Source organism: Rhizobium phaseoli, from assembly GCF_001664385.1.
Taxonomy (GTDB): domain Bacteria; phylum Pseudomonadota; class Alphaproteobacteria; order Rhizobiales; family Rhizobiaceae; genus Rhizobium; species Rhizobium phaseoli.
On record NZ_CP013532.1, the window covers coordinates 1,194,376 to 1,207,171 of the forward strand.

Annotated in this window: 15 protein-coding genes; 11 read left to right on the plus strand and 4 right to left on the minus strand. The window is 60.5% G+C overall.

Annotation, left to right across the window (positions count from 1 at the left end):
* Positions 1–9 precede the first annotated feature (9 nt).
* Both AMC88_RS05740 and AMC88_RS05745 read left to right on the plus strand, forming a co-directional pair.
* Entirely contained in the window at positions 10–417 is a 408-nt protein-coding gene (locus AMC88_RS05740; protein ID WP_064824961.1) for a GFA family protein, read from the plus strand.
* Positions 418–751: 334 nt separating this feature from the next.
* Positions 752–1,009 carry a GlsB/YeaQ/YmgE family stress response membrane protein gene (locus AMC88_RS05745; protein WP_004676991.1) on the plus strand — a complete coding sequence of 86 codons (258 nt, stop codon included), beginning with the start codon at positions 752–754 and terminating at the stop codon, positions 1,007–1,009.
* A gap of 220 nt (positions 1,010–1,229) precedes the next feature.
* Here the strand turns inward: AMC88_RS05745 and AMC88_RS05750 are convergent, their stop codons facing one another.
* Positions 1,230–1,505, minus strand: coding sequence for a DUF4242 domain-containing protein (locus tag AMC88_RS05750; protein ID WP_012483035.1), 276 nt, complete (start codon positions 1,503–1,505; stop codon positions 1,230–1,232).
* An 80-nt stretch (positions 1,506–1,585) separates the two neighbouring features.
* Between AMC88_RS05750 and AMC88_RS05755 the strand changes: the two genes are divergently transcribed.
* Positions 1,586–2,968, plus strand: a complete 1,383-nt coding sequence (locus AMC88_RS05755) for a tetratricopeptide repeat protein (RefSeq protein WP_064824962.1) — start codon at positions 1,586–1,588, stop codon at positions 2,966–2,968.
* A gap of 116 nt (positions 2,969–3,084) precedes the next feature.
* Here the strand turns inward: AMC88_RS05755 and AMC88_RS05760 are convergent, their stop codons facing one another.
* Positions 3,085–3,429, minus strand: a complete 345-nt coding sequence (locus AMC88_RS05760) for an ArsR/SmtB family transcription factor (protein ID WP_016734488.1) — start codon at positions 3,427–3,429, stop codon at positions 3,085–3,087.
* A gap of 106 nt (positions 3,430–3,535) precedes the next feature.
* Between AMC88_RS05760 and AMC88_RS05765 the strand changes: the two genes are divergently transcribed.
* The 3 genes from AMC88_RS05765 to AMC88_RS05780 all read left to right on the plus strand — a co-directional run bounded on the left by AMC88_RS05765 (position 3,536) and on the right by AMC88_RS05780 (position 6,478).
* Positions 3,536–4,282: a glucose 1-dehydrogenase gene (locus AMC88_RS05765; protein WP_010017713.1), complete on the plus strand. Its 747-nt coding sequence runs from the start codon at positions 3,536–3,538 to the stop codon at positions 4,280–4,282.
* 139 nt (positions 4,283–4,421) lie between these two features.
* Entirely contained in the window at positions 4,422–5,237 is an 816-nt protein-coding gene (locus tag AMC88_RS05770; protein WP_064824963.1) for a hypothetical protein, read from the plus strand.
* A gap of 896 nt (positions 5,238–6,133) precedes the next feature.
* Complete coding sequence (locus tag AMC88_RS05780) at positions 6,134–6,478, plus strand: antibiotic biosynthesis monooxygenase family protein (protein ID WP_012483040.1); 345 nt, start codon at positions 6,134–6,136, stop codon at positions 6,476–6,478.
* Here AMC88_RS05780 and AMC88_RS05785 read toward each other — a convergent pair.
* Positions 6,442–7,323 carry an alpha/beta hydrolase gene (locus tag AMC88_RS05785; RefSeq protein ID WP_041683856.1) on the minus strand — a complete coding sequence of 294 codons (882 nt, stop codon included), beginning with the start codon at positions 7,321–7,323 and terminating at the stop codon, positions 6,442–6,444. The genes AMC88_RS05780 and AMC88_RS05785 overlap by 37 nt on opposite strands.
* Before the next feature lie 261 nt (positions 7,324–7,584).
* Here AMC88_RS05785 and AMC88_RS05790 point away from each other — a divergent pair, with 261 nt between their 5' ends.
* The 4 genes from AMC88_RS05790 (at position 7,585) to AMC88_RS05805 (ending at position 10,642) form a co-directional block, all read left to right on the plus strand.
* On the plus strand, positions 7,585–8,481 hold the full coding sequence (locus tag AMC88_RS05790; RefSeq protein WP_012483042.1) for an alpha/beta fold hydrolase: 897 nt from the start codon (positions 7,585–7,587) through the stop codon (positions 8,479–8,481).
* A gap of 174 nt (positions 8,482–8,655) precedes the next feature.
* Positions 8,656–9,471 carry an aminoglycoside 3-N-acetyltransferase gene (gene aac(3), locus AMC88_RS05795; RefSeq protein WP_064824964.1) on the plus strand — a complete coding sequence of 272 codons (816 nt, stop codon included), beginning with the start codon at positions 8,656–8,658 and terminating at the stop codon, positions 9,469–9,471.
* A 117-nt stretch (positions 9,472–9,588) separates the two neighbouring features.
* On the plus strand, positions 9,589–9,948 hold the full coding sequence (locus AMC88_RS05800; RefSeq protein WP_004679492.1) for a hypothetical protein: 360 nt from the start codon (positions 9,589–9,591) through the stop codon (positions 9,946–9,948).
* 160 nt (positions 9,949–10,108) lie between these two features.
* The gene (locus AMC88_RS05805) at positions 10,109–10,642 is read left to right on the plus strand and encodes a YidB family protein (protein WP_064824965.1); all 534 of its coding nucleotides are present in this window, start codon (positions 10,109–10,111) and stop codon (positions 10,640–10,642) included.
* Positions 10,643–10,727: 85 nt separating this feature from the next.
* On the opposite strand, the gene AMC88_RS05810 is transcribed toward AMC88_RS05805, so the two are convergent.
* Positions 10,728–11,570 (minus strand): dienelactone hydrolase family protein, encoded by an 843-nt coding sequence (locus AMC88_RS05810; protein ID WP_237353169.1) that lies wholly within the window; start codon positions 11,568–11,570, stop codon positions 10,728–10,730.
* A gap of 268 nt (positions 11,571–11,838) precedes the next feature.
* Here AMC88_RS05810 and AMC88_RS05815 point away from each other — a divergent pair, with 268 nt between their 5' ends.
* On the plus strand, positions 11,839–12,762 hold the full coding sequence (locus AMC88_RS05815; protein ID WP_064824967.1) for a methyltransferase domain-containing protein: 924 nt from the start codon (positions 11,839–11,841) through the stop codon (positions 12,760–12,762).
* Positions 12,763–12,796: the final 34 nt, after the last annotated feature.

Genomic DNA, 12,796 nt, shown 5'->3' on the forward strand with positions numbered 1-12,796 from the left:
AGGATCCACATGCCCATCTTTCATGCCAAGTGTCCCTGCGGCGCGCTTTGCCTGGAGGTCGACGGCGATCCTTTGCACAACCACCTCTGCACCTGCACGCGTTGCCAGCGTGCATCCGGCAGCGCGCTGTCGCACAATGTCTGGTTCCGCGAGCAGGATGTCCGGGTTCTTTCCGGCGACTATTCGACCTGGTTTCCGCAAGGTGAGCGCACGCCCGATGTGATGAAAGCCTTCTGCCGGATCTGCGGCGGCGGCGGGTTTTCGAAATCCGGGGACTATTTTCCCGGTTCCGTCGTCATCGCCGGCGGCACCTTCGCCGATCCGGCCTTTCCCGCGCCGGACCATGTCCACTGGTGGAACAACCGTCCGCACTGGATCGATCTCGCCGAGGCGATCGAGCGTCATGGGGAGGGTTGAACGTTTCGGCGAGGCGTCCGAGCGGCCGCGGCCGTGGATTCCAGGCTCACGGCCTGGAATGACGCAGGGTGTGGGAGGGCCAGCGGCACGAGGCGACTGACGGTGCGGACGGACGACGCTGCCGTGATAGAGGGCCGGCGAACGATTGGCCTGCGGCGACAAGTGAGCTGAACCAGATCGACAAGAGCACGCATCGCCTTGGGCGCGCGGGGCCTTACGGAACCAACTCGCGTGGCGGAAGGTTATAGTCATGTCGCTTGGCCATCGCTTTAGCTCGACCCGCGAGACCGATGGCACGCGCCGGCTACTCAATAATTCACGATGGGGAAATGCCATGGAAAATGCAGGTATCGGCTGGATCGCCGCAATCATCATCGGCGGCATCGCCGGCTGGCTCGCCGAGATGTTCATGAAGAGCAACATGGGCGTGCTGATGAACGTTCTTCTCGGTATTGTCGGCGCCATCATCGCCAACTTTATCCTGTCGCTCTTCGGCGTCACCCTTGGCGGATGGCTGGGTTATCTGATCGCGGGCTTCATCGGAGCCTGCATCCTGATCGCTGTTGCAAGAATGATCAGACGTCCGGCCTGACGAAACACAAGGCGCCCCTAACGGCCGCCTTCCTCACGCCCTCCTGCCGCGCGGGCGTGAAGGCGTGGTCATCTCGTGTTCAAGGTGCCCGCCAAAAGCGCCCCACACTCCGTCGTCCGAGGGATTGACCCGATGGCGGCCGGAGGTCGATCGCTTAATCATTTCCCGGACGGCCAGACTCGGTCGTTGCAATGTTCGCGCTTTGCAGGCTTTGGATGGCCTAGACCACGTCCTCGGCCGAGATATGTCTGACTTCGGTAATTCTCACCAGTGGGATTTCGGCGCGTTCGTTTGCCTCCTTCACATCCTGTTCCGAGGAAGCGTCGAACAGGCAGAATGATCGTTCCTCGGCCGGGACGAATGTCGAGCGAAGATAGCGCACCGGCTTACCTTCCCTGGTCATCTCGGCAGTGACATTTTTCGCCCGAGACGCCGCCGCACTCAGCTGATCGGGAGTGATTCCCGGCAAGTGTCTTTCAACCATGTACTGTGGCATGATGACTGTCCTTGTGTTGAGCGATGACAGCATGCGTTTCGACATGTCGCGCAATCGCTGTTAACTTCCGGCCGTTGCGAATGGACATCTATTTTGCCGCCGTATTCACAGACCTCGTCCGACACTCAGCGGTCTGGAACACGGTTTCGCGCGATACGATCACAAGCGCGATTGCGGAATATCGCTACCTGTCTCAGACGCTTGCCAGCCAATACGGGCGGCGGCATGAGAATTTTACAGGCGACGGCCATCTTTATCTATTCGAATCTGCTGATGTAGCCGTCCATTTCTCGCTGAAACTGATCGCCTATTGGAAGCAACGGCGGCGTCACCTGACGGGTGGTCAGGCGAACGACCTTCCGATCCGGGTGGGTTGCCATTTCGGCGAATGTTCGCGAATGCACGATGACGACGCCTGGGTCGGTCGTGCCTTGAACATAGCCAAGCGGGTGGAATCACGTGCCGAGCCGGACACCCTCTTCGTCACACAGACCATTCTCGATCTTATCGATTTGCCGGTCTATCTCTTCCAGGAGGTCGATGTCTTCGAACTCAAAGGCGACTTCCTGCCGAGACGACATCTCTATCGCGTCGTGTCCGTCGACCGCACAGCGCTTGCTGCACGGTCCGAAGAGCGGATGACAGCCGAGGACTGGTTCCTGAAGGGGGCGGGAATGGCCGGGGCGGATGAGAAGGAGTTGGCTGAGGAACGGCATTGTTACGAGAAGGCATTGGAGCTACGAGCGGATTATCCGGAGGCAAACAATAATCTTGGTGTCATCTTGAAGGCCGCTGGCGACAGAACCGCCGCGCAAGCCCGCTACCTGGATGCCATTCGTCTCTGGCCGCAATATCCGGAAGCTCACTACAATTTCGCAATTCTCCTCGAGGAAACCGGTCGCCCTGATGAAGCGGCCGCCCATTACAGGCAGGCTCTGAAGTGTCGACCGGATCATGTGGACGCGCTTTTGCGTCTGGCTGGTCTTTTCGATGAATGGGGAGATCAGTTCGAAGCGCATCATCACTTCCGGGAGGCCCTGCGGCTTCGACCGGGCTTTGCCGAGGCCCACAATAATTTCGGGGTCTTCCTCGAGAAGAACGGTGATGCGCAAGCAGCTGAATCGCATTACCGACAGGCGTTGCAGTTGAGGTCGGATTACGCCGAAGCCCACTATAATTATGCGATGCTTCTCGAGGGACGAGACGTCGAGGCAGCAGAATCACATTATCGTGCAGCACTGAGCTCGCTTCCTATGTACGCCGAAGCCCATAATAATCTAGGGGTTCTCCTGCATGAGAAAGGCGCTCTCATAGAAGCAAGGTCACATTACCTGACGGCGATAAGATTGCGTCCTGATGACCCTCAAACATATCGGAATCTGGCGCTGCTGCTGGCAGCGATGGGTGAGGAGGAGCAGGCCGATCGCTATGCCCGAAAAGCGAACGAGCTCTTCTCAGGCTGACCTCAAGCTGCGTCGAGGCAACCGGCCCTGAACCATGACGTCCTGTCCACTCAACAGCCCTCGCAGAATAACCGATCAGCTGTGCCGCCGCCTCAATGCCCCTGTTGCCTCAGCGATCAATTCGTCGCCAGCTGCCCGGGAAGCTGTCCATAGGCCACCAGGATCGATCTGATCAGCCCCGGGAAGCGTTCGTCCAGTTCGGCGCAGCGGGTCTGGTTGCGCATCTCCACACCCTGGCGTTCGCTGCGGATCAGCCCGGATTCGCGCAGCACCTTGAAATGGTTCGACAGCGATGATTTCGGAATGACGCGGTCGCCGAGGTCGGCGAGCGCCGAGCACGTGCCGCCGCAGCCGGCGGTGGCAAGCTTTGCGAAGATGGCGACGCGCTCGGGATCGGACAGCGCATAAAGGATCGCCTCCGGCCGTATATCCTCCAAAGCGGGGTGAAACAGCGGTCTCATGAATTTTATATAGCGACCCTTGACATCGAGATCAACAGTTCCGAATTTCTGAACTATGGAACAAGCCACCAATAACGGCGGCAGTCCTGATCGGAAGGAAATGAAGATGGCAAAACTCACCGGAAAGGTCGCGGTCGTCACGGGGGCCTCCAAGGGGATCGGCGCGGCGATTGCCAAGGCGCTGGCGGCCGAAGGGGCAAAGGTGGTGGTGAATTATGCCTCGAGCAAGGCCGGCGCCGATGCTGTCGTCGAGGCGATCGGTGCGGCCGGCGGCAAGGCCATCGCGGTTCAGGGCGATGTGTCCAAGGCCGAACAGGCGCAAGGCGTAGTCGATGCCGCCGTCAAGGAGTTCGGCAAGCTCGACGTGCTGGTCAACAATTCCGGCGTCTATGAATTCGCCGCGATCGAGGAGGTGACCGAGGAACATTATCGCCGCATCTTCGACGTCAACGTCCTCGGCGTTCTCCTGACCACCCAGGCGGCGGTCAAGCACCTCGGCGAGGGCGGCAGCGTCATCAACATCTCCTCGGTGGTCACCAGCATGGCGCCGCCGGCCAGTGCCGTCTACACCGGTACCAAGGGTGCGCTCGAGGGCATCAACAGCGTGCTTGCCAAGGAGCTCGGCCCGCGCAAGATCCGCGTCAACGCCATCCTGCCGGGCATGGTCGAGACCGAGGGGGCGCACACGGCCGGCGTCATCGGCTCGGATCTGGAGCAGCTCGTCGTCGGCCAGACGCCGCTCGGCCGCGTCGGCCAGCCGGACGATATCGCCGGCGTCGCCGTCTTCCTCGCCTCCGACGACGCCCGCTGGATGACCGGCGAACGGCTGGCCGCCAGCGGCGGCTTCCGCTGAGAATGGCTGTTGTGCGCGCGTCTTTACGGCGCGCGCGCACCGTGATGAGGATGCAGTCCATGACCCGCAGCCTCGTGGTCGGTACAATTTGTGGATTTAGCGTAACGATCATGCAATCTGGATATCGTATCCCGACGGAATGATCTTTCGTCGACCATTGTGGATTATCGCTGTCTGCGTGTTGCTCGGCGCCCACGCAGTCGCCTGCTCGCCATCTCCAAAGCGGCCCACCGACGCCGATATCGCGTTCCTCGCATCCGATGCCCACGTCATCGTCGGGGGCGTGCCTTTGATCATCCCGTTTGTTGCTTTGACGGGGTTTGCCGAAAAGCCCTCCTTTTCGGTGAGCGAGGAAAAGGATCATCAAGCGGCGAAAGAACGGCTGGAGAGGTTCGGCAAGGCCGCAGGCAGCCGAGCGCCGGCACCGAGCTTCGACAATCTGGAAATCAGAGTGCGGGCATACGGATGGAATGACTTCGACACGTCATTCAAGCGTATCTGCACGCATCTGACCCGCCAGTGGTCGCAGTCCGTCTGCAACGATCCAGCCTCTCCGCTTCTACGGGTGATGCCGCGCGATTCGTTTTATCTCGTGGACGACAGGAGGCTGGATGCCTTTCAAAATCACTGGACCGTCGGCGGCGAGCGGGTCTCCGATCAACTTGAGCAGATGCGCCTTCGGTACCGGGAGCCGTCCGTTGTCTGTGACGCCGAGCCCTCGTCAACCGGCACTCGTTTTTGCACTGCGGCAGTGGCCATCAGCGGCCATTTGGCCGCTGTATGGACCGTTTGGAGTGGCCCAGCTGAAAATTCTCTCCAGGCCGAACGCCAAGGCGCCGCCATCGCGGAATTTGTCCTCAATGCGCTGGGGCCAAGCGAGAACTTTCCGGCGTTATCCGCTGCCGCTTTCGAGCTGACAAAGCCAACGGTTCCGACCGGGCCGCTAAATCGATGAGCTGCTGTTTCAACTAGAGGCGCAACGCCGCTGCTTTCTCACGGCGACCTCTGGATTTGCCACGAAGCTCACCCCGCCCTCCGCCGTCCTCGGGCTTGACCCGAGGACCCACGCCGGTCTGCTCGACCGTGGCCATGGATTCCGGGCTCGAGCCCGGAATGACGGCATGGATGCAGCGAGTGAAAATCCGGAGATTTCACGATTGGCGACGCGGCCGGCACGCCGCACGGGCGGCCGCGAAAATGCTCTAGTTCTTAATCACGTTGATGTTAACGGTGACGTCCCTGATCGTCCCTTCACCGTAAGACACGCGAACTTTATACATGTCTTTTCCAGAATAGCCGCTCTGGGAAGTATAGTATTCCGCCACTCCCGGAGATCTTTTGGAGTTGCACTTCACGCGCTGCGACTCTTTGTAATTGGAAAAGACCTTTTCTCTGACGAACTCCACCGATCCATGTGATGGCGGCTGCACGAGGCTTATGTGGGGGATGGTCGCGGCGGTGCAATCGACATTCAAATTATAAGACTGCCCCATCTTCGTCCGCTCTCCACTCAGAGCTCGACTTTGATCCTCGGATTTCAGAACACCGCCAGCGTTGGTAACACATCCAGAAAGACCTAAACTGAGCGAGACTACAGTCACCAGAATATTATTTTGTCGAAAAAATCGCAAAGGCATCCCCAGTTCTTTCGCCTTGAAGTTTTAATATAATGTGCTTCACCTTATCCAATGAGCGGGTGATTGCAATGGCTCGGGACATAATCTCCGCTCTTACTTGAATCATGTTGATGGCGACGGCGACTGTCCCCTGATGCCGCTTATCAACGTTACGGAATTGACCGCACGGCGGCGGGTTGCGAAGATCTCCGTCTATCAGCAACGAGAGGTTGGCATGTCGATCGCGAGCTTACCTGCACCACCCTATTACGTCGTCTGTTTCTCATCGCAGCGAACGGAGGTCGAAGACGGCTACGGCGATGTCGGTGCTGCGATGGTGGAGCTGGCAGAGCAGCAGCCCGGATTTCTGGGTTTCGAAAGCGCCCGCCGCGCTGACGGATTCGGGATCATCAATTCTTATTGGCGCGACGAGGACAGCATCCGGGCATGGAAAGCGGTTGTCGATCACGTCGAAGCGCAACGCCGCGGCCGGGCGGACTGGTATAGGCGGTATGAAATCCGGGTCGCGCTCGTGCAACGCGCCTATGGATTCGAAGCCGAACCCGTCACACTGCGCTGATCGTCGCCCCCGGTCCCGTCCGTGACGGCATCTCGGGGCCGGTTTTCTTTGAGCGCTTCCACGAAACCGATTACCTCGCCGACCATGCGATCGTTGAGGATATCGTTGTGACCCGCAGCGTCATAGATCACCATCCGCTTGGGCTCGGGTGCGAGGCGGAACAGCGCCTCGCCTGATGAAAGCGGGATGCTGTCATCGAGCCGGCCGTGGAGGAACAGCTTCGGTTGTTTGACTTTGCTTATCCTGAGGTCCGAGCGAAAAGGATCCTTGAGCAGGAGCTCGACCGGGAGGAGCGGATAACGCGTCTGCGCAACCGACAGAACCGACAGATACGGAGAGACGAGAATGACGCCCGCGGCCGGCCGCTGCCCGGCGGTATTCACCGCAACGCCAGTGCCAAGTGAGCGGCCGAGCACAACGATCCCGCTTTTTGCCTGTGCCGAAAGCCAGTCGAAGGCGGCGATGCCGTCTGTCAGCAGGCCCTGCTCGCCGGGCGAGCCGGTCGATCCGGGATAGCCGCGATAGGAAATCGCCAGCAACCCAATCCTCCGCGCGGACAGAGCCTGGGCGAGAAAGGCGTAATTGTCGACGCGATCACCGTTTCCGAAAAACAGGAGCACGCAGGGCCTGTCGCTGTCGCCCCTGGTGTAGAGTGCCTGCAGCAGCTCTCCGTCGGGCGTCCTGATGTGGACCGTCTCGCCCCAGCTCGCCGGCTCCGGAAGAGCTGCGGCGCCGGCTCCGGGATAAAGCATGGATCGCTGCGAGAAATAGACCACAGCCACGATCGCCATGTAGGCGATGACTGCCATCAGCGGCAAGATCAGCAAGTACCTTGTAGCGCTCACCACTGACGATACCCGCCGGTTTGGCAATCCCCGAACGCTTTGCAGCAACCGCGGCCGTTGCGCCGTGTTGTACTTAGCGTAGCCCCAATATAGGCACAAAGCGTTCCGATAGAGAAGGGGCGAGACACGATCACTGTCCTCAACAGGAACCTGGCGTTTCCATTGAGCTGGGTTCCGCCCGCGACCCTGTAAATCACACATTATCAGTCGCTTGCGCGATCGGTCGCGGGAACTTTTGCCAGCCTGTCGGGTTTGCTGCGCATGTTGAAGAAGCACTTCATCCAGCCCAGACTGGGCACGATCGAGGTCATCGATGACCAACAGGTTCATTTCCTTGAAAGCGGCTCGCCAAACGGAAGCCCGGTTGTTGTTCTGCATGGCTGTGGCAGTCTGGCGCAGGAGGTGCTGCTTCCTCTCGAAAACAGCCAACACCGGCTGATTGCCATCGATCGTCCTGGCTACGGACTGAGTTCCCCGCTGCCGCCTGAGGAACGGGGTCCGCTCGGACAGTCTTTCTGGCTTGAGCGCTTTCTCGAGACCTTGGAGGCCGGACCTGTAACGATCGTCGCCCATTCGATTGGCAGTGCTTCGGCCCTTCATCTGGCTGCCCGCAGACCTGAGCTCTTAAAAGCACTGCTGTTGATCTCGCCGTGCTGCAGTCCGCTTCCCCCGAAGCCCTTGATCTTGCTGCGCGCCGCGGTTGCGCCCGTGATAGGGCCGGCGATCCGCCGCCACATCATGCCCCGCTGGGCCTCCTTCTTTCTCCGGCACGGACTTCGGTCATCATCATTGCCCAATGCTCTTCCCTCCCATCTGAAGATGTTGCCCGCTGGCCATATGATCCGGGCAAGCGCGATCGAGGCGATGGCCGACGAGCTGCGCGCTTTCAACCGGGACATGGCGCTGCTGGCAGGCGAGCCTCGGCAGCTTCCCGTCCATGTGCTCTTCGGCTCGCAAGATCTTATCGTCGATCCCGACCGGCACATCGGTTGGCTTCGGCAACGATATCCCCGCCTTCTTTTGAAACGCCTTGAAGGGGTCGGCCATATGCCGCATCACGTCGCCCCGGCCGTGGTGGTGCGGATGCTGAACGCGATCGTCGAGGAGCCTTCTCCCTTCCGGGCGGCCGAGCCTGGGCCATTGACGGATGTCGCGTAACGCCTGGAGATCGGCCGCAGTTGCACCGTGGCCACGGGCCTAGGGGTCGACGACGACCTCCGTAACTCGGGCTGCATGCGGTCCCGGTCACCAATCGATCTTCTTCGGCAAGGGTCTGCCGCCGTGTGGGAGAAGGAGATTGACTCCGGCCGGCGACGCCATGATCTTCGGCCGATGACCCTCCCGCATTTTCACACGCGCCTCTCGCTCGGCCAGGATCTCCATGAGCTCGGCCTGCGCCCCGGCGACATGGTCATGGTGCATGCCGCAATGAGCAGGGTCGGGCTTTTGCTCAGCGGTCCCGACGTGCTGATCGATGCGCTGCGCGACGTGGTGGGGCCGTCCGGCACGATCCTCGCCTATACCGACTGGAACGGCGCCTATGACGCATTGCTCGACGGTGATGGACGGGTTCCCGAGGAGTGGCGACCCCATATCGCGCCCTTCGATCCGGCTCTCTCCAGGGCCATTCGCGACAATGGCGTGTTCCCCGAATTCCTGCGAACGACGCCGGGGGCGCGGCGCAGCGGCAATCCGTGCGCCTCGGTGGCGGCAGTCGGCGCCGGGGCCGATTGGCTGACCGCCGACCACCCGCTCGACTATGGCTATGGCGAGGGCTCCCCGCTCGCCAAACTGGTGGAGGCGGGCGGCAAGGTGCTGATGGTCGGGGCTCCGCTCGACACCATGACCCTGCTGCATCATGCCGAGCATCTCGCGCAAATTCCAGGCAAGCGCCTGCGCCGATATGAGGTGCCCTTCGCAACGCCGGCCGGCACTGTCTGGCGCATGCTGGAGGAGTTCGACACCGCCGATCCTGTTGTGGCCGGGCTTGAAAGCGACTATTTCGCCGCGATCGTCGCCGAATTCCTGGCCGGCGGGCATGGGGCGCAAGGGCTGGTCGGCGATGCGCCATCGGTGCTGGTCAATGCGGCTTCGATCTGCCGCTTCGCTGTCGCCTGGCTGGAGCAGCATGTTCGGCCCGAGCGCTGAGCGGCCGGCACCCCGTGGCCGGCGGCGCTCGCTTCCGCCCCGGCTTCTTTCCTCACGGAACAAATTCCCCATGGCGATGTTGGTATGGCGATAAGCACAAGACCATGGGAGGAAACCATGCATAAGTCTCTTCACTTCATACTGGTCGGCCTGGCCGCCATGAGCGGCCTCACCATCGCCCCGACCATTGCCGCCGCGCAGGACATGGAATTGCGCATCGGCCCCGGCGGGGTCGGCGTCTACGACCGCGACCGCGACCGCGATCGCTACGATCGTTACGGCCGCTATGACCGTTATGACCGCCGCGGCCCACGCGGCTGCGATCCCGGTGATGCGCTCGACATCGCCCGCAGCGAAGGCCTTCGCCGCGCCCAGATCGTCCGCATCTCGTCGCGCAGCATCGTCGTCCAGGGGATGACGCGCCGCGGACCGGAACGCATGGTCTTCGCCAACCGGCGCGGTTGCCCGGAAATCTGACTGTACGAAATATAATACCGACCGCTCGGACGCTTCGGCGCGGCATTGCTCCGTGCAAAGCCGGCTGGCGCGTGGACCGAGGCGGTTTTCCGTCGAATTGCCGAACAACAGATGCAGCGGTTCGCCTGAGCCGTGCTGACAATCACCGGAGGAATGCATCATGATGAGTGGTCAATTGAAGGCGCTTCTCGCCGTTCTTGCCGTTGCCGGCTACCAGAACAGGGACAAGATCGGCGAGTTGCTGCGCGGCCTGCAGAGCCCGCAGCCATCCGGCGCGGGAGGCGAGCAGCCGGGCGGTCTCGGCGGCATGCTCGGCATGCTCGGCGGCTCCGGCGGCCTGGGCGGCCTGCTCGGCGGCCTGACCTCCGGCGGCATCGTCAGCGGCGGTCTCGGCGATCTCCTGAAGACGTTCCAGCAGAACGGCCACGGCGACAAGATGGAATCCTGGGTGCGCCCCGGCCAGAATGCCGAGATCAATGACGGCGAGCTCGCCGAAGCGCTCGGCCCCGATGTCTTGAACGAGATCGCCCGGAACACCGGCCTGTCGCATGAGGAAATCCTCGGGCGGCTGAGCCGCGATCTGCCCAAGGCCGTCGACGACCTGACGCCGGAAGGGAAAGTGCCGAGCGCCGAGGAGGCGTTTCGGTCTTCGGCGAGCCAGGCGACAAGCTCCGGGCGGCCGAGCGGGGTTTAGTGTGGGGAGGCATGGGTGCCGGACATGGCGGGGTCGCGGACATGGCCTCAGTCGGCCCTGATCTGCCCCGCGCACGCCAAGAGTTCTACCTTCCCAGATATCTGCGAAGAAACGCGTAAACGCTGCGGATCGATTTTCCCGCAGCGTCGGGATTGTATTTTTCGATATGACCCAAAACCCGCTTTCCGACCGCAAATTCCGGGGCATCGAAACCGTGATACGTGCCCTTGTAGATATCGAGTTCGATCGGCGGGCTATCGTCGCCGAGGCGGGCAAGCCTCTTCTGGCATCGTTCGGGCCGGCTCCAATTGTCACGCTCGCCTGTTAAAATCAGGCTCGGCACCGTCGCATCGCCGCGGTCTGCGTCACAGGCGGGATAATAGGCAATCGCTGCCTTGAACTTGCGCTCGACCAGCTGCTCGTAGCCTTCGATTTTCGTGGCATCCAGCGTCGCGGTGCCGCCCGCCGCAAAGCCCATCAAGGCGACGCGCCCGATATCGACGAAGCCTGATTGCGCCAGGAAATCCAAAGCGCCATAGGCGTCGAAGACGCGATCGGGAACACGGCTTGGACACGTGTCGGCAAGGTTGCGGCTGGTAAAGCTGTCGACAACAAGCACGACATAACCCCACGAGACCAGCCGTTTCGGCCAAAGCTCCCTGACGCTCGCACGCAAGCCGTCGCATCCATGCATGACGACGACCGCCGGGAAGGGGCCATCGCCCGAAGGCCGCGACAAATATCCGAGCAGCGGCGTGCCTTGCGGCTGAGGCAGAATTTCCCCCAGTTCCCGGGCTTTGCGGATGCGAAACGGGCTGAGCTTGACCGGCACGCTTTCGAACCGCACCAGTTCCTCGGCATCAGCCGGGGCCTCGGGCACGGTGACAGCGAATGCGGCAAGGCACAGAAAGAGTCTCGCGGTTTTCACAGGCTTCTCCACCCGTGGGATCGATGCCCGCCAGTATAATCCTCGATCATCGTGGATGGTATTGTTTGCCGCCCAAGTCCTGATTTCAGGAGGTGTGCAGCAAAGTTCACTGCCTTGTTTTCTTCTGCGTCCCGACTAAGGTGCAGGTGGGGTTTGATGGCATGATTTGGGGTGGGGCGAGTGCGTCACGCAGACACTCGAACATCCGCGTTGAACCAGGCGGCCTTCCATCGTATAGCGGGACGAAATGTGGGGCAGTGGTGATCAAATGACTTCGGTTTTAGAACAGTTGTTGAGCGTGTTTTGGCTCCGGCCGGAGACCGCTATCTGGAGGTATTTGGATATCGAGGCGATGAAAAGCTTCGAATTCGAGGGCAGATCGCTGGACTTTGGATGCGGAGACGGCCTGTTTTCCTTTATAAGAGCGGGAGGTCGGTTCCGTGCCGAATTCGACGCCTTCCAGAAGACGGAGCAACTCGATCGATTCTATGAAAACGCTGATGTGTACGACGCCTACGATGAGAGCTTCGACCCTCTAGTCACCATGCCAGCATCATATCAGATAAGCGTTGGCTTTGATCACAAGGCCAACTTGTTGCGGAAAGCAGCAGCGCTTGGTTTCTACAAGGAGACCGTCCAAGGCGATGGGAACGGCCCACTTCCTTTCGGTGACGATTCTTTCAAATCCATCTTTTCGAACATCGTTTATTGGCTCGACAACCCGATAAGCGTTCTCACGGAACTGAGAAGAATCTTGGAGCCGGGCGGCGCGATTTGCCTGATGCTCCCGAACGACACGCTTCCGGAGTATAGTTTTTACAACTCTTTGTACGTTGAGACGAAAGACGAGCGATGGAAGTGGCTTGAGCTTCTTGATCGCGGCAGACTGAGCGACAATATCAAGCAATCGAAGTCGGATGAAGATTGGCGAGAAAATTTCGCAAGAGCGGGGCTTGTAGTTTTACACCACTCGCAGCACTTGCCAAAGACGATAATCCAGACTTGGGATATTGGTTTCCGGCCGATGTTCCCGGCGCTTATGAAAATGGTCGATGGCGTTGATCGCGAAAAGATGCCGGGCATAAAAGCTGAGTGGCTAAACGCTCTTAAAATGTTTGCCACTCCCCTCGCGGCTATGGGCGCCACCAATGACGAACGCAGTGCATTCCACTGCTATGTCCTGTCAAAATAGCCAACCGGCTCCGATCCTCTGATGTCAGGGAAGG

Coding starts and splice junctions, on each gene's coding strand:
- AMC88_RS05760 (WP_016734488.1), bottom strand. CDS start 3,429: ATGAGACCGCTGTTTCACCCCGCTTTGGAGGATATACGGCCGGAGGCG.
- AMC88_RS05790 (WP_012483042.1), top strand. CDS start 7,585: ATGTTGAAGAAGCACTTCATCCAGCCCAGACTGGGCACGATCGAGGTC.
- AMC88_RS05770 (WP_064824963.1), top strand. CDS start 4,422: ATGATCTTTCGTCGACCATTGTGGATTATCGCTGTCTGCGTGTTGCTC.
- AMC88_RS05800 (WP_004679492.1), top strand. CDS start 9,589: ATGCATAAGTCTCTTCACTTCATACTGGTCGGCCTGGCCGCCATGAGC.
- AMC88_RS05755 (WP_064824962.1), top strand. CDS start 1,586: ATGGACATCTATTTTGCCGCCGTATTCACAGACCTCGTCCGACACTCA.
- AMC88_RS05815 (WP_064824967.1), top strand. CDS start 11,839: ATGACTTCGGTTTTAGAACAGTTGTTGAGCGTGTTTTGGCTCCGGCCG.
- AMC88_RS05805 (WP_064824965.1), top strand. CDS start 10,109: ATGATGAGTGGTCAATTGAAGGCGCTTCTCGCCGTTCTTGCCGTTGCC.
- AMC88_RS05745 (WP_004676991.1), top strand. CDS start 752: ATGGAAAATGCAGGTATCGGCTGGATCGCCGCAATCATCATCGGCGGC.
- AMC88_RS05740 (WP_064824961.1), top strand. CDS start 10: ATGCCCATCTTTCATGCCAAGTGTCCCTGCGGCGCGCTTTGCCTGGAG.
- AMC88_RS05780 (WP_012483040.1), top strand. CDS start 6,134: ATGTCGATCGCGAGCTTACCTGCACCACCCTATTACGTCGTCTGTTTC.
- AMC88_RS05750 (WP_012483035.1), bottom strand. CDS start 1,505: ATGCCACAGTACATGGTTGAAAGACACTTGCCGGGAATCACTCCCGAT.
- AMC88_RS05765 (WP_010017713.1), top strand. CDS start 3,536: ATGGCAAAACTCACCGGAAAGGTCGCGGTCGTCACGGGGGCCTCCAAG.